The sequence below is a fragment of the Actinomadura physcomitrii genome, assembly GCF_008923205.2.
Taxonomy (GTDB): Bacteria; Actinomycetota; Actinomycetes; order Streptosporangiales; family Streptosporangiaceae; genus Spirillospora; species Spirillospora physcomitrii.
On record NZ_WBMS02000054.1, the window covers coordinates 20,482 to 42,155 of the forward strand.

Annotated in this window: 21 protein-coding genes; 16 read left to right on the top strand and 5 right to left on the bottom strand. The window is 75.4% G+C overall.

Annotated features, from left to right (window positions below):
- Nucleotides 1–69: 69 nt before the first annotated feature.
- Both F8568_RS40880 and F8568_RS40885 read left to right on the top strand, forming a co-directional pair.
- The gene (locus tag F8568_RS40880; RefSeq protein WP_151599287.1) at nt 70–627 is read left to right on the top strand and encodes a hypothetical protein; all 558 of its coding nucleotides are present in this window, start codon (nt 70–72) and stop codon (nt 625–627) included.
- 377 nt (nt 628–1,004) lie between these two features.
- On the top strand, nt 1,005–1,277 hold the full coding sequence (locus F8568_RS40885; RefSeq protein ID WP_151599290.1) for a WXG100 family type VII secretion target: 273 nt from the start codon (nt 1,005–1,007) through the stop codon (nt 1,275–1,277).
- Between the two features lie 78 nt (nt 1,278–1,355).
- Here F8568_RS40885 and F8568_RS40890 read toward each other — a convergent pair whose 3' ends face one another.
- Entirely contained in the window at nt 1,356–5,882 is a 4,527-nt protein-coding gene (locus tag F8568_RS40890) for an FtsK/SpoIIIE domain-containing protein (protein WP_151599292.1), read from the bottom strand.
- Nucleotides 5,883–6,329: 447 nt separating this feature from the next.
- Here F8568_RS40890 and F8568_RS40895 point away from each other — a divergent pair, with 447 nt between their 5' ends.
- The 10 genes from F8568_RS40895 to F8568_RS40940 all read left to right on the top strand — a co-directional run bounded on the left by F8568_RS40895 (nt 6,330) and on the right by F8568_RS40940 (nt 16,261).
- Nucleotides 6,330–7,250 (top strand): hypothetical protein, encoded by a 921-nt coding sequence (locus F8568_RS40895; protein ID WP_202125939.1) that lies wholly within the window; start codon nt 6,330–6,332, stop codon nt 7,248–7,250.
- Nucleotides 7,251–7,252: 2 nt separating this feature from the next.
- Complete coding sequence (locus tag F8568_RS40900) at nt 7,253–8,254, top strand: hypothetical protein (protein ID WP_328601249.1); 1,002 nt, start codon at nt 7,253–7,255, stop codon at nt 8,252–8,254.
- Nucleotides 8,255–9,556: a CpaF family protein gene (locus tag F8568_RS40905; protein ID WP_151599293.1), complete on the top strand. Its 1,302-nt coding sequence runs from the start codon at nt 8,255–8,257 to the stop codon at nt 9,554–9,556.
- Nucleotides 9,546–10,604, top strand: a complete 1,059-nt coding sequence (locus tag F8568_RS40910; RefSeq protein WP_328601250.1) for a type II secretion system F family protein — start codon at nt 9,546–9,548, stop codon at nt 10,602–10,604. The genes F8568_RS40905 and F8568_RS40910 overlap by 11 nt, the downstream gene beginning before the upstream one ends.
- Nucleotides 10,601–11,515, top strand: a complete 915-nt coding sequence (locus tag F8568_RS40915) for a type II secretion system F family protein (RefSeq protein ID WP_151599295.1) — start codon at nt 10,601–10,603, stop codon at nt 11,513–11,515. Before F8568_RS40910 ends, F8568_RS40915 begins: the two co-directional genes overlap by 4 nt.
- Nucleotides 11,516–11,556: 41 nt before the next feature.
- The gene (locus F8568_RS40920) at nt 11,557–11,769 is read left to right on the top strand and encodes a Flp family type IVb pilin (protein WP_151599297.1); all 213 of its coding nucleotides are present in this window, start codon (nt 11,557–11,559) and stop codon (nt 11,767–11,769) included.
- A gap of 5 nt (nt 11,770–11,774) precedes the next feature.
- Nucleotides 11,775–12,251: a TadE/TadG family type IV pilus assembly protein gene (locus F8568_RS40925; RefSeq protein ID WP_151599299.1), complete on the top strand. Its 477-nt coding sequence runs from the start codon at nt 11,775–11,777 to the stop codon at nt 12,249–12,251.
- Entirely contained in the window at nt 12,248–12,706 is a 459-nt protein-coding gene (locus F8568_RS40930) for a TadE family protein (protein ID WP_328601251.1), read from the top strand. The genes F8568_RS40925 and F8568_RS40930 overlap by 4 nt, the downstream gene beginning before the upstream one ends.
- Entirely contained in the window at nt 12,703–13,158 is a 456-nt protein-coding gene (locus F8568_RS40935; protein ID WP_236009981.1) for a TadE/TadG family type IV pilus assembly protein, read from the top strand. Before F8568_RS40930 ends, F8568_RS40935 begins: the two co-directional genes overlap by 4 nt.
- A 73-nt stretch (nt 13,159–13,231) precedes the next feature.
- On the top strand, nt 13,232–16,261 hold the full coding sequence (locus tag F8568_RS40940) for a BTAD domain-containing putative transcriptional regulator (RefSeq protein WP_151599301.1): 3,030 nt from the start codon (nt 13,232–13,234) through the stop codon (nt 16,259–16,261).
- Here the strand turns inward: F8568_RS40940 and F8568_RS40945 are convergent, their stop codons facing one another.
- Complete coding sequence (locus tag F8568_RS40945) at nt 16,262–17,476, bottom strand: YncE family protein (protein WP_151599303.1); 1,215 nt, start codon at nt 17,474–17,476, stop codon at nt 16,262–16,264.
- Between the two features lie 377 nt (nt 17,477–17,853).
- The gene (locus F8568_RS40950; protein ID WP_151599305.1) at nt 17,854–18,111 is read right to left on the bottom strand and encodes a hypothetical protein; all 258 of its coding nucleotides are present in this window, start codon (nt 18,109–18,111) and stop codon (nt 17,854–17,856) included.
- 93 nt (nt 18,112–18,204) lie between these two features.
- On the opposite strand from F8568_RS40950, the gene F8568_RS40955 reads away from it, so the two are divergent.
- From F8568_RS40955 to F8568_RS40970, 4 genes are read left to right on the top strand one after another with little or no spacing between them, the layout of a single operon-like run.
- The gene (locus F8568_RS40955) at nt 18,205–18,516 is read left to right on the top strand and encodes a hypothetical protein (RefSeq protein WP_151599307.1); all 312 of its coding nucleotides are present in this window, start codon (nt 18,205–18,207) and stop codon (nt 18,514–18,516) included.
- 49 nt (nt 18,517–18,565) lie between these two features.
- Nucleotides 18,566–19,285 carry a hypothetical protein gene (locus F8568_RS40960; RefSeq protein ID WP_151599309.1) on the top strand — a complete coding sequence of 240 codons (720 nt, stop codon included), beginning with the start codon at nt 18,566–18,568 and terminating at the stop codon, nt 19,283–19,285.
- 2 nt (nt 19,286–19,287) lie between these two features.
- On the top strand, nt 19,288–19,680 hold the full coding sequence (locus F8568_RS40965; protein ID WP_151599311.1) for a hypothetical protein: 393 nt from the start codon (nt 19,288–19,290) through the stop codon (nt 19,678–19,680).
- Between the two features lie 17 nt (nt 19,681–19,697).
- Complete coding sequence (locus tag F8568_RS40970; protein WP_151599313.1) at nt 19,698–20,213, top strand: hypothetical protein; 516 nt, start codon at nt 19,698–19,700, stop codon at nt 20,211–20,213.
- Here F8568_RS40970 and F8568_RS40975 read toward each other — a convergent pair.
- Together F8568_RS40975 and F8568_RS40980 are read right to left on the bottom strand one after the other, a co-directional pair.
- Nucleotides 20,210–21,277, bottom strand: a complete 1,068-nt coding sequence (locus tag F8568_RS40975; protein ID WP_151599315.1) for an NYN domain-containing protein — start codon at nt 21,275–21,277, stop codon at nt 20,210–20,212. The two genes, F8568_RS40970 and F8568_RS40975, sit on opposite strands and share 4 nt — an antisense overlap.
- A gap of 139 nt (nt 21,278–21,416) precedes the next feature.
- Complete coding sequence (locus F8568_RS40980; protein ID WP_151599317.1) at nt 21,417–21,656, bottom strand: acyl-CoA carboxylase subunit epsilon; 240 nt, start codon at nt 21,654–21,656, stop codon at nt 21,417–21,419.
- Nucleotides 21,657–21,674 lie beyond the last annotated feature (18 nt).

Here is a 21,674-nt window from a genome sequence, read left to right on the forward strand (position 1 = left end):
CCGCCGCGCCGGTGTATCTTCGCCACTGATCAGCCTCGTGAGCGAGCGGGAACGCAGGGAAGGGGCCGGATGGCTCGCCATTGGACCCGGGCCGGACTCGCGGCGGCGCTGGCCTGCTGCCTGGCGGCGCCCTCGTCCGCCGCCCGCAGCGGCCCGTCCGTCCTGGACGCCGTCACCACCCGGCAGCTCACGGCCGCCGCCGGAACCCTGCTCCAGGGGCGCTCCGAGGCGCTCGTCCAGCGGCGCGCGCGCAGCCACCCCGACGTGCCCACCGAGGTCCTCGGGGTGCGGATCTCCCCGCGCGTCGCCCGCGTCCAGGAGCGGGCCTTCCGCCAGCTGGAGCACAGCAACCGCGCCCCCGTCGAGGGCGGCCCCGCCTACACCGGCGCCCGCACCAGCCTGGACGCCCGGCGCGCCCTCCGGGCCGGCGACCGGATCACCCTGGACGCCGTCGAGCACACGGTCGTCCGCTACGGCACCGGCAAGTCGGGCACCGGCAGGGTCACCCAGTCGGTCCCGCGCCGGTTCGACTTCCGCAAGCGCGGCGACGACATCGTCCTCGTGGGCGAGCGGGTCCTCGACCCGAACGCGCGGCCGGTGAACGACCCGGCTCCGCGCTCCCGGTGACCGTCCTTTCCGGCATTGCGCGGCGTCCTTCCGAAAAGCCCGCGGGGCGGCTGCTCTGAAATGCCCTTGACCGACAGTAATTAAGCAGGTCACGGCGTGGCGGAGCGTCGCCGTGCGGTTGCGAAAGCCGGGGTGCGGGGCGGTGAAACCTCCACCTGGCGGGGTCCGCCTGGCCACATCCGGTCACGTGCGCGCGGCGGGATTACGGGTGTTTCGTCGCCGGATCTCCGATGTGCCGCTGGATTCCCGTGATCGGGGAGGCGTAGGCTGGCGCCATTCTTTCGCAGTGCGGCAGGACCGGAAAACGTTCCAGTTGACGTCCCGCCCGCCCGGCGGGCGGCGGATCGGCAGCGGACCGGCGACGGAGGGTCGAAGCGATGAGCGGTGACAAGCGCGGCGCCAACCTCGGCGAGCTGGAGGAGCTGTCCCGGATCTTCAGCAAGCACTCCAGGAACCTGGACGCCCTGATCAGGGACCTCAACGGCCGCACGGTCAGCAGCAGCGCCGCCTGGTGGGGCCCCGGCGCCGACCGGTTCCGCAGCGCCTGGGCCGAGGCCAAGACCGCCTTCGACAAGATGGCCCTCGCCCTCGAGCAGGGCAGCCAGGACATCCGCAAGTCCCAGCAGAACATCGAGGCCGCCACGCGCTGACGCCTCGTCACGGACCGCGGGTCCCGGCCCATCCCCCCGAGGCCGGGACCCGCATCGTTCCCCGCCCCGGCCGCCCGGCTAGTCGGACGTGACGGGAGGCGGGAGGGCCACCTGGATCTGCGTGGTGGCGCCCGCGGCGACGAACAGGCCGCGTCCGGTGGGCCCGGCCAGCGGGGCGTTGCGGGGCAGGCGCAGCCCGAACAGGTCGCCGTCGTCGGGCGACTCGACCGACAGCAGCACCCCCGAGCGCGAGCGGCGGGCGTCGGCGAGGAAACCGCGGTACCCGCGGCCGATGTCGGTGGTCGTGCCGCCGACGACCACGGCGTGCTCGCCGTCCCGGGCGGTGCGCAGGACGTCCGCGAGGGCGTCGTCCATGTCCGTCTCGTCGAGCAGCTCGGCGTCGTCGACGACCACGGCGTAGCGGTGCTCGTCGCCGATCGCGCGGTCCAGGTCGTCCGGCTCGGAGTCGGACGTGAGCACCCCGAGGACGCCGGGACGGCCCGACAGCAGCCGCAGCGGCGACCGGCGCGGCGTGACCAGCACGACCGGGACGAGCCCGCCGCCGACCGCCGGGTCGAGCAGGGAGTGGACGATGGTGCGCAGCGTCGTTGAGCGGCCCGAGCGGGGCGGCCCGGCGACGGTGAAGCCGGGGCCCTCGTTCAGCAGGTCGGCGCCGACGGGGGCGAGGGTGTCGCCGCCGACGCCGACGAGCGCCCACAGCGCGGACGGGGCGAGGAACGCCTCGTCCAGCGCCATGGCCTCGCGGTAGGTGACGCGGACGGGCAGCTCGTCGACGTGCAGGGGCCGCTGGCGGCGGGGCAGGCGGCCGTAGCGGGCGACGGAGGCGCGGGCGATCTCCTGGAGGGCGGCGACCTGCGCGGTCCCGGACGGGTCGTCGCCGAGCAGGCCGATCTGCGACTCGCGGGGCGCGGCGCCGGGCGCGGCGGGTTCGAGGGCGCGGCCGGGCGGCATAGCGGCGGGGACGTGCTTGTCCTGCAGCCCGGCGTAGCCGTAGTCGTTCGGGTCGGCCATCCGCAGCACGAGTCGGCGGTCGAAGACGGTGGAGATCTGCCCGCCGAGGCCGGTGCGGTCGCCGGTGAAGACGGCGCGCAGGCCGACGGCGGCGCCCTCGCGCAGCAGCCGCAGGGTCTGCTCGACGAGGCGGCCGTAGTCGTAGTGCTCGAACGCGCCGAGGAACCCCTCCCAGCGGTCGAGGAGCAGGACCATCCAGGGCAGCCGGTCGGTGGCGGCGACGGCGGCGCGCTGCTCGGCGAGGGACGCGAACCCGGCCTCGGCGAGGAGCTGCTGGCGGCGGGCGACCTCGGCGGCGAGGGCGGTGAGGAGGCGCTCGCAGCGGTCGAGCTGGTCGCGGGTGACGACGGCGCCGCAGTGCGGCAGCGAGATCAGCGGGAGGAGCGCGTTGGCGCCGCAGTCGACGGCGTACAGGTGCGCGTCGTACGGGGAGCAGGAGCCCGCGAGGGACCCGGCGATGGTGCGCAGCGCCGTGGACCGCCCGGACTGCGGCGATCCGGCGATGTACAGGTGGCCGCCGGCCGCGAGGTCCAGGACGAGCGGCTCGCGCGACTGGACGGCGGGCAGGTCGGTGATCCCGAACGGGATCGCGGGCACGTCCACGACGGAGCCGCCGGCGGCGGTGCGCGGGGTGAGCCGGACCAGCTCGGGCAGCGGCGTGAGCCACGGCGACGGCTGCCGGGCGATCCCCGCGCGGCGGGCGGCCTCGTCGACGGCCTGGACGAGCACGGCGAGGTCGGTGGCGGGGGTGTCGCCGGCGGGCTCGCGGGACGCGGGCAGCGGATGCCCGAGGCCCTGCCAGGGCAGCGGCAGGACGCTGGTCCGCCGCCCGGCGGGCCCGGCGCGGCGCCCGCCGATCCGGGCGGACTGGACGGCGTGCGGCGCCGCCGCGCCGGACCGGACGTAGCAGCGGCCCGGCGTCGACTTGGCGATGCGGGCGGCCTCGGGCCCGTCGATGACGTCGGTGGACTCGTCGGGGTCGGTGACGCGCAGCGCGATCCGCAGGTTGGTGTTGGCGCGGATGTCGGCGGTGACGACGCCGGCGGGCCGCTGCGTGGCGAGGATCAGGTGGACGCCGAGGGACCGGCCGCGGCGGCCGATGTCGACGAGCCCGGCGACGAAGTCGGGCAGCTCGGTGACCATCGCGGCGAACTCGTCGATGACGAGGACGAGCCGGGGCAGGGAGCCCGCCGCGGCGTTGTGGTCGTCGATGTCCTTGGCGCCCGCCCGCAGCAGGACCTCCTCGCGGCGGCGCAGCTCGGCGGCGAGCGACTCCAGGGCGCGTTCCGTCGCGTGCCCGTCGAGGTCGGTGACCATGCCGACGGTGTGGGGGAGCCGCGCGCAGTCCTTGAACGCGGCGCCGCCCTTGTAGTCGATGAGGACGAACGTCATCTCGTCGGGCCGGTTCGCGACGGCGAGGGACGCGATGAGCGTCTGCAGCAGCTCGGACTTGCCCGCGCCGGTGGTCCCGGCGATGAGGGCGTGCGGGCCGTCCGCGCGCAGGTCGATCTCGTAGGGCTGCCCGGGACGTCCGGGACGGTCGCCGGAGCCCAGCCCGATCGGGACGCGCGTACTGCGGCCGCCGGTGCGGGACCAGGACTGGAGTACGTGCTCGGCGGTGGGTTCGGCCATGCCGAGCAGGTCCAGGAGGCGGACGTTCGACGGGATGGCCTCCTGCGCGTCCTCGCGGGACACGTCCCGGACGGGCGCCAGCGCGCGCGCCACGCGTTCGGTCCAGGCCGGGGACACCTGGTCGGCGAGCACGGGGCCGAGGCCGTCGAGGTTCTGTCCGCGGACGTGGACGAAGGACGGGTACTGCGGGTCCCACTCCGCGACGGCGTTGCACTCCTCGGGCAGGAGCCGCTCCTCGTCGTCCACGCAGATGGCGTGGATGCCGTACTCGGGGCCGCGCGACAGCAGCATCGGCATGCCGGGGATGCGGCGCAGAGCGCGCGCGCCGTCCAGTACTAGGAGGATGTTGTACGGGACGGTGTCCGAGGCCTTGCCCTGCCCTAAGAACGCGGACTCGGCCTGCGCGGCGCGCCGCCGCTCCGTCACGCGGATCGCCAGTTCGGTCACGCGGTGGGCGGTGGACTCGGGGTCGGCGCCGACGAGCGCCACGCACTCCTCGCCCTCGCGCGGCGCGCAGTGCGGCAGCCACCGCACCCAGTTCCACTCGTCGCCGGCGTGCCGGTCGGCGGACAGCACGATGATCGCGAGGTCGCGGGGGCTGTGCAGGACGGCGGCCTGCGCGACGAGCCAGCGGGCGAGGGCCCGGGACGCGGGGCGCGGCCCGGTCAGCCCGAGGACGCCGAGCTCCGGCAGCGGCAGCGCGACCGGCACCACGCGGGCGGCGGGGACCGGCAGCGCGCCGGCGTCACCGCCCGAGGGGTCGGTGAGCTCGACGCGGGCGGGCAGGTCGGCGACGCCGAGCCGCAGGTGGAGGGCGTCGGCGTCCTCGCGGCGGCGCTCCCACAGGCGGCGGCGCGGGCCGGTCGCGGTGAGCAGCACCTCGGCGGGGTCGGGGTACAGGGCGCGGCGCTCGGCCTCGTCCTCGCGGCGCAGCGCCTCCAGCTCGCCGCCGAACGCGTCGGCCCTGCGCTGGTACTCCTTCAGCGCCTTCTTGTACGATTTGCGGCCGTGCATCCGGTCGCCGGCCCATTCGCCGAGCGTCATCACCGGCCACGCCAGCGCGAACAGCGCCCACCACCACTGGTGCAGGCCGAACGCCATGGCGAGGCCGAACACCGCGAACAGGATCGCGCCGAACAGCCGGAGCCGCTCGCGCGGGTTGCGCTCGGGCCGCTTCGGCACCTCCAGCGTCCGGACGCGCCGCGCGGGCGCGAGCCGGGGCGGCCGGTTGAACGCGAGGCCGCCCCCGGGCAGCGGCTCCAGATGGGTGTCGGGCGCGGCGCTCGGCGCGAGGGTCAGCACGCTCGCGCCGACCGTCAGCATCCCGCCGGACGGCCAGACGGTCCGGCCCGTCAGCGGTTCCCCGTCGAGCCGGGCGGCGCCCTGCATCGTCATCGCGGACGCCTCGACCTCCACCGCGTCGCGGCCGACCGTGAGCCGCAGCGACCGCGCCGGGATCGACGGGTCGCCGAGCACGACGTCCACGTCGTCGCCGGACCCGAGCGTGCTGACGCCGAGGCCGAGCCGGTGCACCGGCCCCGCGGCGGGCCCGCCGACGACCCGGACCTCGACCAGCCCGGTCGGCTCGGCGAGGACGGTCGCGGCGGCGGCGCCGCGGTCGACCGCGACGACCGCGCCGTCGCGCAGCTCCTTGGCGGCGAGCGCCTGCGGGTCGAGCATCCGCCCGTCCATCCACAGCGCGCCGCGCTCGGCGGACGGGGCCGCGGGCGACAGCCGCGGCGCCTGCGGCGCCCCGGTGAGCAGCGCCTCCTTGGAGAAGCGGGGGGCGGGGACCCCGCCTGCCACCCCGCCGGCCCCCGCGGGCGCGCCGAGCGCTTCGGCCAGCGACCGCGCGACACCGGCGACGGTGATCTCGGAGTCCATGTCGAGCACGACGTCGCGTGGTCCGCCGCCGGTCAGCGCCGTGAACGAGATCCGCATCCGAGCCCTCCATCGCGCGCCGCCCCGCGCCGCCGGCGCTGCCGTCCGGGCCAGCTTAATTACCGGCCGCGCGGGATTCCCGGGACGCGGCGAGATGGCCGCGAGGCGGCACCGTCCGGCGCGCCGAGACCGCCCGGAGTATGGCGGGGAAAAGGAATTGTGGCGATCGCGCTAGTTGCGTGGAACGCGCCCGCCTGCCTTCGCGCGTTCCAGAACGTTCCATAAGGGCGCCGCGGCCCCGCACCCGATGCGGTCAGTGACAGATGTGACTGGTGGTAAGTAGCGAAGTGGCCGGTGAATTCGCAGGTCATCGCCATGGTCGGGAAGAACGGCCCGCTTACCCTCACCGAATCCATTGACGCGGCCTTGCCCGCACCGCAAGCATGGATCGCCCGACGATGCGGAGACCTCCTGAGGCGGGGTTCGCGGGAGGGCGGGAAGGGGCGGGTGCGCAGCGCGATGAAGGCCAACCAGTCGGCGCTCGCCGGCGGCTCGTCCGGCGGCTCCGCCGGGCCGAACGCCGGCGGCGGGCTCGGCCGCTCCGGCCTCGGGACCTCCGGCGGGCAGCGGCTGCCCGTCTCGCCGCGCGAGCGCAAGCCCGCGCTGGCCGCGCTCGCGGTGCTGCTCATCCTCGGCGGCGCGCTGGCCAGCGCGTACCTGGTGATGGCGAGCGGCCGGCGGGTGTCGGCGATCCGGATCGCGCAGCCCGTCGCGGCGGGGCAGCAGATCCCGCAGAGCGCCCTGGAAGAGGTGCAGATCGGCGACACCGGCGTCCAGTTCATCAACTGGTCCGAGCGGCTGAACGTGTCCCGCTACTACGCGTCCGTCCCGCTGGTGAAGGGCGCGCTGCTGACCAACGGCATGATCAGCCGGACGGACGAGGCGGCCAAGGGCCGGCTGGTCGTGGGCCTCGCGCTCAAACCGGGGCAGCTGCCGTCCGGCGGCGTGGAGAGCGGCAAGAAGGTGACCCTGTACGCGGTCGGCAACGTTGGCGGTGGCGGTGGCCCGCGCGCCGGGACGGTGCTCGCCGCCGAGGCCATCGTGATCAACGTCGGGGGCGCCGGGGGCGACCGGCTGCGCTCCGACCAGACGACCGTGGACGTCGCCGTCGCGCCCGGCGACGCCCCGCAGGTGACGGAGGCCGCGTCCGCCGGGACCGTCGCGCTCGCGCTGATCCCGGACGGGACGAAGCCGCCCGGCGCGGCGGGCGGGCAGCCGGCCGGCGGGACGCAGGGCAAGCAGTCGCCGGCGCCCGGCGACTCCCAGCCCCCGGCCGAAACCGGCGGCACCGGCACAGGCACTGGCGACGGCACCGGGACCGGCACGCCGGGCGCCGGCAACGGCACTCCGGGCACGGGCGGGAACTGACCGTGGCACTGATCGCGCTCGCGGCCGACAAGGGGGCGCCGGGCGTCACGACCGCGGCGGTCGCCCTCGGCGCGGTGTGGCCGCGCCCGGTGCTGGTCGCCGAGTGCGACCAGGCGGGCGGCGACCTGGTGTACCGGCTGCCCGCCGCCGCGCCGGACGGCCGGACCGGCGGGCAGGCCACCGGGAGGCAGGGCGGCGACGCCGGCATGCTGAACCCGGCGCGCGGGCTGCTCAGCCTCGCCGCGACGGCCCGCCGCGGGCTGCGCCCCGACCAGATCGGCGAGCACTGCCAGCGGCTCGTCGGCGGCCTCGACGTGCTCGTCGGGCTCACCAACGCCGAGCAGGCGCAGGCGATGACGTGGCTGTGGGGGCCGCTCGGCCGGGCGTTCGCCGGGCTCGGCCCGGTGGACGTGATCGCCGACTGCGGGCGGCTCGGCGCCGGCACCCCGCTGACCGAGCTGCTGCGCGAGGCGGACCTGGTGGTGCTGCTGACCCGGGCGACCCTGGAGCAGGTCGCGCACCTGCGCGAGCGCGTCGCGGCGCTGACGGCGGAGCTGCGCGGCGGGCCGCCGCTCGGGGTGCTGGTGCTCGCCGACCCGCGCGACTTCCGCGGCTCCATCGCCGAGGTCGACCGGATCATCGCCGGCGCCCGCGGCCGGCAGGCCCCGGACCCGGCCGCGCCGGGCGGGCCGCCGCCCGAGGTGCGCGTGCTGGGCGGGCTGGCGCTCGATCCGAAGGGCGCCGACCTGCTGTCGGGCCGCTGGGGCGGGCGCCTGGACCGGTCGCTGCTGATCCGGTCCGCGCGGGAGGTCGCCGGCGCCCTGGTCGCGCGCCTGGACGCCGCGCCCGCGTCCGCGCCGCCCGCGTCCGCGCCGCTCATGCAGGACATGCGCGACGCGGCCGGGGAACCGGCGCCGCACGCGGACGGACGGCCCGTCCCGCCGCCGGGCGCGCGCGCCGAGCAGGTCCCGGCGGGCGGACGGCACGAGGAGCGGGGGCGCTAGGTGGACCACGTCCTCGTCAAACGGCTCCGCCAGGAGGTCGGCGACCGGCTCGCCCAGCAGCGCCGGATGGACGCCGCGCACGGGCTGCCGCCGATGTCCGGGGAGGACGAGCGGCAGTTCGCCCGCGCGCTGATCGGCCAGGTGCTGGAGGAGTTCGCGCGCGGCGAGATCACCTCCGGGCGGCGCCCGCCGAACGCCGAAGAGGAGGAGGCGCTCGCCGCCGGCGTGCACGCCGCGCTGTTCGGCGTCGGCCGGCTCCAGCCGCTGCTGGAGGACCCCGAGATCGAGAACATCGACATCAACGGCTGCGACCGGGTGTTCATCGGCTACGCCGACGGCCGCGAGGTGATGGGCGAGCCGGTCGCCGAGACCGACGAGGAGCTGGTCGAGCTGATCCAGATCCTCGCCGCCTACAGCGGGCTGTCGTCGCGCCCGTTCGACACCGCGAACCCGCAGCTGGACCTGCGGCTCCCGGACGGCTCGCGGCTGTCGGCGGTGATGGACGTGACGGTGCGCCCCGCGCTGTCGATCCGCCGCGCCCGGCTCGGCAAGGTGTTCCTGTCCGACCTGGTCGGGAACGGCACGTTCAGCGAGGAGATCGGCCGGTTCTTCCGCGCCGCGGTGCTCGCCCGCAAGAACGTGATGATCGCGGGCGCGACGAACGCGGGGAAGACGACGCTGCTGCGCGCGGTCGCCAACGAGATCCCGGCGAACGAGCGGCTCATCACCGTCGAGCGGGCCCTCGAACTCGGCCTGGACGCCTTCCCCGAGCTGCACCCGAACTGCGTCGCGTTCGAGCAGCGGCTGCCGAACTCCGAGGGGCAGGGCGCGATCTCGATGGCGGAGCTGGTCCGCCGGTCGCTGCGGATGAACCCGTCCCGGGTGATCGTCGGCGAGGTGCTCGGCGACGAGATCGTCACGATGCTGAACGCGATGACGCAGGGCAACGACGGGTCGCTGTCGACGATCCACGCGAACTCCTCGGCGGAGGTGTTCAACCGCATCGCCACCTACGCGATCCAGTCGGAGGAGCGGCTGCCGGTCGAGGCGACGCACATGCTGATCGCGGGCGCGATCGACTTCGTGGTGTTCATCGAGAAGCGCAACGACTACGCCTCCGGCGGGCGGCTGCGCCGCTACGTCGCGAGCGTCCGCGAGGTCACCGGCGTGGACGGGCGGGTGCTGTCGTCGGAGGTGTTCGCGCTCGGGCCCGGCGGGTTCGCGGTGCCGGCCGCGCCGATCGCGTGCGTCGACGAGCTCGCGGAGCACGGCTACGACCCGTCCCACGGGGGTGCCTGGTGAACGCCGGCGGCAGGGCCGCGTCCATGGTGACCGGGGGCCGCTGATGTACTCCGCGGACGTGCTGCTCGCCGTCGTCGCCGGAGCCGTCGCCGGCGGCGGGCTCCTGCTGCTCGCCGTCGCGATCCGCGGCCTGCCGCCCCGGACCCGCCCGGCGCGCGGGCGCAGCCGCGAGGACTTGGTCCGCACCCTCACCACCCGCACCGCCGTCGCGGTCATCGTCGGAGTGCTCGTGCTCGCGGTGACCCGCTGGCCGATCGCCGCCGCCGGGACCGGCGCGCTCGTCCTCGCCTGGGACGGCCTCGCCGGCGGCGCCGCCGAGGAGCGCAAGGGCATGGCGCGGCTGGAGGCCCTCGCCGCCTGGACCGAGTCGCTGCGCGACACGATCGCGGGCGCGGTCGGCCTCGAGCAGGCCATCCCGGCGTCGCAGCGGGCCGCCGCGGCGGCGCTGCAGCAGCCGCTGCGCACCCTCGTCGACCGGCTGCACACCCGCGTGCCGATGCCGGAGGCGCTGCGCCGGTTCGCCGACGACATCGACGACCCGTCCGCCGACCTCGTGATCGCCGCGCTGATCCTGAACGCCCGGCTGCGCGGGCCCGGCCTGCGCGACATGCTCACCGCGCTCGCGACGTCCGCGCGCGCCGAGCTCGACATGCGGCGGCGCGTCGAGGCCGACCGCCGCTCCACCCGCCGCAGCGTCCGGATCGTCGTCGGCGTCTCGGTCGGCACGGCCCTCGCGCTCGCCGTGTTCAACCACTCCTACGTGGAACCCTACGACGACTTCCTCGGGCAGCTCGTGCTGTGCGTCGTCGTCGCCCTGTACGGCGCGGCGTTCCTGTGGCTGCGCCGCCTCGCCAAGTACGACCTGCCGGGGCGGTTCCTCGGCGAGCCGCGGCAGGCCCGGCCCGGCGTGCCCGCCGAGGTGCCGAGCACCGTCGCGGGCTGGCGGACCGGGCGCGCCGCCACCACGACCCAGGACGTCCCGCTGCGCGGCCGGCACACCATGGACGCGGGCGGCGGTGGCGGCATGACCGGGGGTGGTGCGGCATGACCGGCGCGATCCTCGCGGGCGCCCTCGCCGGCCTCGGCCTGTACGCGCTCGTCCGGGCGCTGTTCCCGGCGCGTCCCGGCCTCGCCGCGCGGATGGCCGCGCTCGACGCCGCTCGCCGCCGCGACCTGGAGGACGCGCAGGCCGGGACGGTCCGGCCCGCCGGCCGGTTCGGCGGGATGCGGGCGCGCCTCGGCCGGGAGCTGGCGGCGTTCTGCGAGTCGCGCGGCTGGAAGATGCGCTCCGTCCGCGCCGACCTCGCCATCACCGAGCGGTCGCTGGAGGCGTTCCTCGCGACCAAGTTCCTGCTGCCCGCCGCCGCGCTGCTGTTCATCCCGTTCGTCGCCGGCTACTTCGCGCTGCTCGGCTTCGGCTCGTCCGTGCAGGTCCCGGTGTGGATCTGCGTGCTGTTCGCCGCGCTGTTCTTCTACTTCCCCGACATGCAGCTGCGGCAGGAGGCGCAGGCCCGCCGGCAGGACTTCCGGCACGTCGTCGGCGCGTTCCTCGACCTGGTCTCGATGAACCTCGCCGGCGGGCGCGGCGTCCCCGAGGCGCTGATGAGCGCCGCGAACGTCGGCGACGGCCCGGCGATGCGCCGGATCCGCGACGCGCTCGGCAACGCCCGCCTCACCGGCCGGACGCCCTGGCAGGCGCTCGGCGGCCTCGGCGACGACCTCGACATCGCCGAGCTGCGCGACCTCGCCGGCGCGCTCGCCCTGGTGTCCGACGACGGCGCGCAGATCCGCCGGTCGCTGTCGGCCCGCGCCGCGTCGATGCGCAGCCGCGAGCTGTCGGAGCTGGAGGGCAAGGCGGGCGAGCGGTCCCAGTCCATGCTCGTCGCGCAGCTGTTCCTGTGCGCCGGCTTCCTGGTCTTCCTCGCTTATCCGGCCCTGATGCGGGTGCTCGCCTCGTGACCCCGCACCGCGTCCGGCCCCGTCCCCTCGAAGGAGTCACGATGAACTTGCTGAACGATCCGGCGCTCGTCTATCTGCGGGCCCTGCTCGGCACGCGGCTCGCGCGGCTGCGCGACGAGCAGGAGCGCAGCCGGGGCGCCTCGGCGATCGAATGGGCGATCATCACCGCGATCCTCGCGCTGATCGCGATCACCATCGGCGCGATCATCCAGAAGAAGGTCCAGGACAAGGCCAACAGCATCAACACGGGCTGACCGGGATGCGGTGCCGTGGACCCGCGCGGCCGGCCGCCGCGCTCGCCGCCGCCCGGCGCCGGCTCCGGTCCGACGCGGGCGTGTCGTCGATCGAATGGGCGCTGCTGACGCCGGTGCTCATCCTCGTGCTGCTCGTCGTCGTCCAGTTCACGATGGTGTTCCACGCGCGGCAGGTCGCGCTCGCCGCCGCGCAGTCCGGTGCCCGCGTCGCCCGCACCCAGCCGGTCGGCGGCGGCTGGCAGGACGCGGCGGTCGCGAAGGCGACCGGCGACATCGACCACATCGGGCCGCACCTGATCAGCGGCCTGCACGTCGACACCGGAGAGGTCAACGACGAGCGGTGGGTGCAGGTCAGCGGGACCGCCGTGCAGGTCATCCCGTTCATGACGTTCCACGTGTCGCAGCGGTCGCAGGGGCCGATCGAGTGCTTCCGCCCGGACGTCGGCGCGGGCCTCGCGTGCCGGCGGGGAGCGGGGCGGTGAGGCGGCGCCGCTCCCCGGACGGCGACCGGGGCTCGATGTCGCTGGAGCTGGTGCTCGTCACGCCGCTGTTCGTCGCGTTCCTGCTGTTCCTCGCCGGAGCCGGGCGGATGGTCGACGCGCAGAGCCAGGTGGACGGCGCCGCCCGCGACGCGGTCCGCGCCGCGTCCATCGCCCGCGACGCCGGGTCCGCGCAGGAGCTCGCGCAGGAGACCGCCACCGCCGGGCTCCGCGACTCGCACTGGTGCTCCGGCGGCCCGTCCGTCCAGACGAACGTGTCGGACTTCGCGCCCGGCGGGCACGTCGAGGTGACGATCGTGTGCGACGTGAACCTGTCCGACCTGGCGTTCATCGGGCTGCCCGGCACCAAGCGGCTGCAAGGTAGGTCGGTCGCCCCGATCGACACCTTCACCTTCCGCGGCGGCGAAGGACCTGCGGAACCGGGGGACGGCCGATGAGACGCGTCCTGCGCGGGCTGCGGGATCGGTTCCGGGGCGGCGGCGACCGGGGCACGATCGCGATGTACACCGTCCTGTTCACCCCGGTCGTGCTGATGCTCGCGGGACTGCTGGTGGACGGCGGCCTCGCCATCCACGCGCGGCAGCGCGCCGCCGACATGGCCGAGCAGGCCGCCCGCGCCGGCGCGAACCAGATCGACACCGACGCGCTGCGCGCGACCGGCCGGCCCGTCCTCGACCCGGGACGGGCCCGCGCCGCCGCCTGCGACCTGCTCGGCGACTTCGGCACCGAGGTCGCCGCGTCGCGCTGCGACGCCGACCAGCAGCAGGTGACGGTCAGCGTGGAGATCACGGTGAAGCCGCAGATCCTCGGGATCGTCCCGGGGCTCGGCTCGTTCACCCTCACCTCCACCGAGACCGCCCGCCCCGTCACCGGAGGAAACGGCCCATGAAGCCCATGGAGAGCATGAACAGCGGGCTTACGATCGAGACGACGTCCGGGACCCGGAGAACCATGGGGGCGCGATGGTGACAGGGCATGGGCGGCGGACCCCCGTGCGGCTGCGGGCGCGCCGCGGCCCCGGTGACGTCCTCGCCGGGATCGGGGCGCTCGCTGCGCTCGCCGCGCTGCTCGCGGGCGTCCCGTACGCGCTGCTGACGTTCTTCGGGTCGCCGGTCCCGGCGCACCTGCCCGCCGCGTCCGACCTGACGCACCGCGTCGGTCCCGGCTCGCTCATCGGCATCCTCGTCGTGCTGGTCTGGCTCGCCTGGATCCAGCTCGCGCTGTGCGTGGTCGTCGAGGTGTACGCGGGGGTCCGCGGGGTCGGTGTGCCCGCGCGGGTGCCGCTCGCCGGCGGAACCCAGTCGCTGGTGCACCGGCTCGTCGTGGCGGCGCTGCTGCTGTTCACCGCCACGTCCGTGATCGTGCCGGCGTTCTCCGGCGGGCTGTCGCAGCGTCCGCACGCCTCCGCGCAGGAGTATCGCCGCGCCCCGGACGCGCCGGACCGTCCCGTCGCCGAGGCGCCGCCCGCGCCCGCCGAGAGCCGCACCGAGACCCTCACGCAGAACCCGGACACCACCAAGATCTACCGCGTGCACCCGCCGGAGGGCCGCCACCACGAGAGCCTGTGGGAGATCGCCGAGAAGTGCCTCGGCGAGGGGCGCCGCTACAAGGAGATCTACGACCTCAACAAGGGCCACGTGCAGCCGGACGGGACGCGCCTCACCATCGCGAGCCTGATCCGTCCCGGCTGGATCCTGGAGATGCCGGCGGACGCCAAGCACGCGCACACCATCCCCGTCCAGGATCTGCGCGACTACTACCGGTTCGGGCACGCCGTCCCGGACCGCCCGCAGCAGCCGCAGGACCCGGCGCCCTCGACGCCCGCGCCGCAGAAGTCGGCGCCGCAGCCGTCCCACACGCAGGCGCCGACGCACAGCGCGACGCCCCAGACCCCGGCGCCGTCGCACACGGCCGCGCCCACACCGAGCCACACCGCGGCGCCGACCCCGACCCACACGGCCGCGCCGTCGCACAAGGCCGAGACCCCGTCGCACCCGCCCGCGCACGGCGGCGCCACCACCGGGCCGTCCGGGGAGATGGGCGGCGGCGCCGGCAGCGGCGGCGCGAGCATCCCCGGCCAGAACCGGACCGCCTACGACGAGCCCGGCCCGTCGTTCGAGCTGAAGTGGCCGCAGGGCCTCGCCGCCGCGTCGCTGCTCGCCGCGGGCCTGCTCAGCGTGCTGGGCCGGCGCCGCCGTACGCAGATGTGGAACCGCGCGTTCGGCCACATGATCGCCCGGCCGGAGGGGGCGGCGGCGGAGGCCGAGCGCGCGCTGCGGTTCGGCGCCGACGAGGACGGCGCGCGGCTCCTGGACCTCGGCCTGCGGCACCTGTCGAAGTCGATGGCCGCCGGCGGGCGCGCCCTCCCCACCGTCTACGGGGTGCACCTCGGCCACGTCCAGAACGGGCAGGGCGGCCTCGACCTGTGGATCGCGCCCGCCGACCGCAACCCGCCCGCGCCCTGGCAGGCGTTCGACGACGGGCAGGTGTGGCGGCTGCGCGCCGACGCGGCGGCCGGGCTCGAGGCGTCCGACCTCGCCGACGTCCTCGCCCCCTACCCGGGCCTGGTCTCCATCGGCACCAACGACAACGGCCGCGTCCTCGTCGACCTGGAGGCGGCGCACGGGCTGATCGCGCTGCGCGGACCGGACGACGCCCGGCGCGCCGCGCTCGCCGCGATCGCGATGGAGCTCGCCACCAACCGGTGGTCCGACCACATGCGGATCACGCTCGTCGGGTTCGGCAACGAGTTCGGCGAGGGCCTCACCCGGATCGCCCCGGACCGCGTCCGGTCCGTGCCGAACCTCGCGGACGCGCTGCCCGAGCTGGAGGGCCGCACCGAGGAGGTGCGGCAGGCGCTCGCCGCGTCCGGCGTCGACTCCGTGCTCACCGGGCGGTGCCGCGGCGTGTTCGGCGAGGCGTGGATGCCGCACTACCTGATCATGGCGGACCCGCCGGACGAGCGGGAGGCCGACCGGCTCGTCGCCCTCGCCCGCACCGGCACCCGGATGGCCGCCGGGTACCTCGTCCCCGGCGACGTGCAGGGCGCCACCTGGGCCTGGGACGTCGACGAGCGCGGCCGGCTGCACGCCGGCGTGCTCGGCTTCGAGGTGGACGCCCAGCTCGTCCGCGACGACCAGTACCGCGCTGTGTTCGACCTGTTCGGGACGGCCGGGCGGGCCGACTCGGTGCCGCTGCCGGACGCCGCGGGCGGCCCGCAGCCGCCCGCCGCGCAGCAGTCCTCCGTCGACGTCCGGCTGCTCGGCCCCGTCGAGATCGAGGCGCCCGGGCCGATGGACGACAGCCGCCGCGAACTGTGCACCGAGGTGCTCGTCTACCTGGCCGCGCACCCGAACGGCGTGCACCCGACGGTGCTGTCCGGCGCGATCTGGCCGCGCGGCGTCACCGCCGGCGTCCGCGACGCGTGCGTCGCCCGCGTGTCGGACTGGCTCGGCCGCGACGCCCGGGGCCGCCCCAACCTGTACTACGACGAGCGCGGCCGGATCAGGCTCGGCTCGGAGGTCCGCGTCGACCTCGCCGTGTTCCGGTGGCTGGTGTGGCGGTCCGCCGCCGAGCCCGCGTCCGAGATGGCCTACATGGCGTACGCCCTGGACCTCGTCCGCGGCCCCCTGCTCGCCGGCCGCCCCCGCGGCCGGTACTCCTGGCTCGCCGCGCACGACCTGGAGTACGAGGCGACCGCCCGGGTCGTCGACGTCGCGCACCGGCTCGCCGTCCTGCGGCTGGACGAGGGCGACGCGCGCGGCGCGGTCGCCGCCGCCCGCGCCGGGCTCCGGCTCGCCCCCGACGACGAGGGCCTGTGGCGCGACCTGCTGCGCGCCACCCACGCGACCGGCGACCAGGCCCAGGTCAGGATCGCGGTGGACGAGCTGCGCGGCCGCATCGGCCGCGACCCCATGATCGACCAGCTGCAGCCGGAGACGGAGGCGCTGGTCGAGGAGCTGCTCCCGGAATGGCACCGGGTCGGCTCCTGATCAGCGGTACAGGCCGGTGCCGCCGAGCGAGTACCGGCCCGGCTGCGGATGCACGCACAGGCCCGCCGGACGGCCGCGGAGCCGCGCCCGCCGCAGCACCCGGCCCGTCCGCGTCGACACCGCGTAGACGAGGCCGCCCGGATCGGCCAGCCACAGCGCCCGCCCGTCCGACGTCACGCCGCCCGGGAGCGCGTCCCCGCCGCCCGGCAGCGGCCACCGCGCGGTGACCCGGCGGGCCCGGAAGTCCACGGCGAACAGGGTTCCGCCGCCCGTGACGAACAGCCGCCGCGCGTCCCTGCTGATCGCGAGGCCGCGCGCGCCGGGCGCCGTCCGGACGAACCCGCCCGTCGCGAACGTCCGCGCGTCCACCGCCCACACCCCGCCCTTGGCCGCGTCCGCGACGAGGAACGTCCCGCCGTCCGGGGACAGCCGCACGTCGCCGGGCCGTGCCCCCGCCGGAAGCCGGACCGTGCCCGCGACGCGCCGTCCCGGCACGTCCACCCGCACCAGCGACCCCGCCGACGTGCAGCTCAGCACCAGGTGGCCGCCGTCGAGCGTGAAGTCGCCGTCCGCCGCCGCGCACGGCAGCGGCACCGACGCCATCGGCCGCATCGACCGCGGGTCGCGGACCTCGAGGCGCCTCGGCCGTCCCGCGACGACCAGGGCCGCGCGCCCGTCCGGGGTGAAGTACAGGGCCGCCGGATCGACCGCGGGCACCGGCCGCCCCTGCCGCCCCGTCCGCGCCCCCACAGGGACCAGCACGTCGCGCACGGCGTCGACGGTCCACAGCCGCCGCATGTCCCACGACGGCACCACCCTCGACACGGCCGTACCGGCGCCGAACCGGCCGGTCAGCCGCAGCGTCCGCGGGTCGATGACCTCGATGCCGCGCCCGTCCGCGACGTACAGCCGCGCCGGCACGCCCCGCGCGCCGGGCGCGATCATCCCCGGCCCGGTCGCCGCGTACACCCGCCCGCCGGCCGGCGCGACCGGCACCGTCCCCGGCGGGTCGGCCGCCCGGGGGCGTCCCGTCCGCGGCGGCACGTAGGGCGCGGCGCCGCCGAGCCCCACCACCGGGTCGTCCGCGCCGCCGCCGCCGGGCTTGTAGAACTCCACGGGCGACCCGCACCCCGAGGCCGGTACCAGGACCGCGGCGAGGGCGAACGCGCCGAGCGTCGCCCGGTGCCGTCCCCTGGTGCGGCCTCTCCCCATCACGGCCGCCGACTGTACCCGCCTGCGACTCTACGCGCCCGATTAACTCCGAAACGTATCCAGTGCTGGGCGCGCTCCTGCCGGAGCGGCGCATCAAACCCTTCGGGATGAACGAGTCCCCGGCAGCCCGACGTCGCGGCAGGGGGGGGGCGGATTCGCCGATGCCGGCCCCGGGCCCGTACGGGCGCGCTCCTGGAAACATCCCTGTCCAGGCACTTCTGTCCCCGCATGACAGGTTCTGTAATGAACCATGGACGCTGCCGATCCGGTGGCCCTATAGTTCACGTGTTCTTGTCCGAGAGTTCCGGAATGTTGCTTTCCGCGGCGCCATGAGGGAGTGCACCCCGGCGCCGTGCCGCACCGATCGCTTTCGGCGGGGGTCAGCCGATTCGGGAAAGGAGTCCGGGTAGGGGCAGCAGAATGGCCATGACCAGCAGGCCCGCGATCGCGAAGCCCGCCGCCGGCGGACCTTCGCGGCGCGACGCGCACACCAGGAGCGCGCCGCCTCCGGCGAGTCCGGCCGCCGCCGCCAGCCCCGCGAAGTAGAGGTAGCAGACCGAGGCGAGCCCGAAGACCGTGCCGGCCGCGACGCAGCCCCAGCCCACCCAGGCGAGACGCCAGCCGCGACGCATGATCACCTCGTGCTCTCCGTGCCGTCCGACGGCCGCCGAGATCCTCGCAGCCGCGGCGGACGGGCGCAAGACCGCCCACCGTGCCAGAAAGGCGAACCGATGTCATTTCGTGTGGTCCCCAGCGCGCTGGAGACTTTCAGCGGGACGCTGACCACCCTGTCCGGCGATGCGAAGAAGGGCAGGCAATACGTCGAGGCGAACGAGAAGAACGTGAAGGGCGGCCGCGGCCACCTGCTCGGCTATGTGTACACCATGGGCGTGGTGCGGATCGGCGACGCCGTGAAGAAGAACCTCGATCGGCTGGACTCGCTCAGCTCCGCGTCCGGCACGGAACTGCACAAGTGCGCCGAGGTCTACCGGCACACGGAAAAGAAGACGGCCGAAAGGGTGGACGCGGTCTATCCCAAATGACCCGCCCGCCCGCCGGTGAACCGCCGGCGCTCCCCCGGAAGGATCGCGCATGACCGCCTCGCCCGCCGCCAAACTCGTCCCGCCGACGGTCACGCAGCCGATGCCGCAGGCCGTCGACATCTCGCTCTCACTCACCGACTTCGTCAGCCCCGGGCACTGGCTGCTGTGGGTGATCGACAAGATCTGCGGCGTCAACCCGGCCGAATGGCTGGCGCAGCAGCTCGCCGGCGACTGGGAGTCGATCTCCAAGTTCGCCTCCTCCCTCAAGCACGTCAGCGAGTTCTACACCGAGTACGGCAAGGGCCTGAAGGAAGGCTCCGCGACGATGCTGAAGGACTGGGAGGGCAACGCCGCCACCGCGTGCGGCACCTACTTCAAGGACTTCTCCGGTGCGGTGGACGGGCAGGCCGAACCGATCAAGACCGTCGCCGACGAGTGCCAGTCGGTCGCGTTCGGGTCGTGGGCGTCGGCCAAGGCGGCGGTGAGCGGGCTGGAGGCGCTGCTGGACATCGCCCTCATGATCGCGATCGAGGCCGCCGCGTCGGCCGCCACCAGCTGGACGATCGTCGGGCCGTCCGTCGGGATGGCGCTGATCATGAGCCAGATCGGCATCGGGATTCTGAAATGGCTGGAGATCCTCGGCTACGTCGGCATGACCGTGTCCGCCGTCTTCGCCTTCATCGGCCTGGTGAGCGGCCTGCTCGGCGCGCTGCACGGCCTGGAGACCCAGCAGTTCCCCAAGACCTCCTATGACAACAAGGTGATCTGACCATGACCGACTTCGACGACGTCGGCCGGCCCATGATGGACATCGCGCGGGGCGACGTGGAAGCGTCCCACCGCGTCCGCCGCAATCTGGAGCTGCTCCAGGAGAACGCCCGCGACCCCGAGTTCCGCCGGCTGATCCAGGAGGTGCTCGACGGCCGCCGAAGCCTGCGGGAGGCCGCGGGGACCCCGCTGTTCGGCAGCGGCATGGCGCCGCACCTGGACGCGTTCGCCGAGAAATGGGACGAGGCGACCGCCGAGGGGCAGGAGGTGACGTCCGAGGAGAGCGTCGCGGAGTTCCGGCGGCTTCAAGGGCGGGTGCAGAGCGTGATGGCCGAGATCGAGGACAAGGTGCGCGAGCTCCAGCGCTACCAGGACGACCTCGAGGCCGGGGGCTGAGCGGGATGGACGAGTTGGTGCTGCATCAGCGGAACCGGCGGGGCGGGGCGGCAGGGGCCGCGGTGCTGGCGCTCCTCGGCGCGCTGTTCGCCGCCGCCGGAGCCGTCATGGCTTCGCAGGGCGGTTCGACGGTGGTCGCCGGCGTGGTCGCGCTCGTCTTCGGCGCCGCCCTGCTGGCACTGGCCGGGCTCGCGCTCAGGGGGCGCGGTGTCCCGGACCGGCTCGCCCTCACTCCGGACGGCGTCCGCGTCTCGCGCGGCGACGAGACGTTCCTGCTGCCCGCCGCCGCGATCCGCTCGTTCGGCATGGTGCCGGTGAAGGGGGTCCGGGCGCTCGACGTGCGGTTCGACCCGGCCGCCGCCCCGGCCGTCCCCGCGCACGTCGCACGGCTGCGGACGGCGGCCGGTCCCGGCGAGCTCCGCCTGATCGTCGTCGGGGAGCGACCGCCGTTCGCCTCGCCGGCGCTCGCGGAACGGGCGCACGAGTACGTCGCGCGGCACGGCCTCGGCGACTGGGACGACGCGGCGGGTTAGTCGGACTTGCCGAAGCCGATGCCGAACTCGCGGTAGACGCGCTCCCAGAAGCCGTCGCGCAGCCAGGTGCGGGCCTCCTGGTAGGGGCGCAGCGAGCCGCCGAGCTCCTTCTCCGCCTCGATCAGCAGCTCCTTGTCGATGACGGGCGGCAGGATCGGGCCGGGGAGCAGGTCGCGGATGTTGTCGCGGCCCCGCTCGAAGATCCACTTCTGCGCGACGTGCTCGCCGATCTCCAGCATGTGGTCGCGGTCCGGGCCGAGGCGGCCGTCGGACTGGGCGGCGGACGCCGCGTTCATCGAGGCGGCCACGGTCGCCGGGGTCACCGGAGTGCCGCCCGGGACGGTGACCGCGGTGCGCACGGCCGCGGCGGGCGCCGGCTTGACCGCCGGGGGACGTCCCGCGAACACCTGCGACGGGGACGGCACCGGCGAGGTGCGCTGCGCGGCCGCGGCGGCGTCGCGGACGGCGGCGGCCGTGCCGGGCGCGGGCACCGGCAGCACCTTGGCCTTGGTGAAGTAGGGGCGCAGGAAGTCGGCGGACAGCACCTCGACCCGGTCGGACTCCCACACCAGCCATTCGGCCTGGTTGGAGCCGTGTGTCGGCTCCACGCCCCACAGGTGCACGCGGACGCCGTAGCGCTGCGCGGCCTCCACGGCGGGCAGCATGTCCTCGTCGCCGGCCAGCAGCACCGCGTCGGTGATCGCGCGGTGCCGGGCGAGCGCCTCCAGGTCGGCGCGCAGCTGCGCGTCCACGCCCTTCTGCTGGCCCTGCGCGTTCAGGTTGCCGAGCCGCAGCTTCACCAGCGGCAGGTTCGCGATCACGCGCTGGTCGACGGTCGGCTGCTTCTTCGGCGCCGCGTCGAACCAGTAGACGCGCAGCAGCTCGCCCAGCAGCTGGTCGTCCGCGTGGCTGGTCAGCGCCTTGATCAGCTGTTCGGCGGCGACCCGGTACTCGCGCCGGGAGCCGCAGCCGAGCAGCAGGGCCCCGGAGGCCGCGTAAAGGTACCCCGCGTCGACGAAGATGGCGTAGCGCGCGGGCTGTGGGACGAACTCCGAGGTGGCCATGGCCTTCCACCTTATGTGTGCGGAGACCCCCGCTGGGCGCGAACCACGGTTGTGTGTCGCGCGATCCCATCCCCCCTCCGGGGGGCGAAACACCACATACCCCGCGAGACCGGGCACGTCGCGGGGCGGCGCCGCCGGGTCAGCGGGGCAGGCCGCTGGCGCGCCACGCGCCGGGTCCGCGGGGCCGCGGGCCGCCGGACACGGTGGCGCGGACGAGCCGGGTCCGGTCCGCCCAGCGGGACGTCCGGGGCTCGCCGCCGTCGCGGGCCGCGGCGGCCGCGCGGGCCCGCGCGGTCAGCACCGCGACCAGCGCGGCGATCTCCGCGGCGGACGGGTCACCCCGCACCACCTGCAGGAACGGTCTGTCTTCAGCGGTCACGGGTTCTCCTCGGCGGCC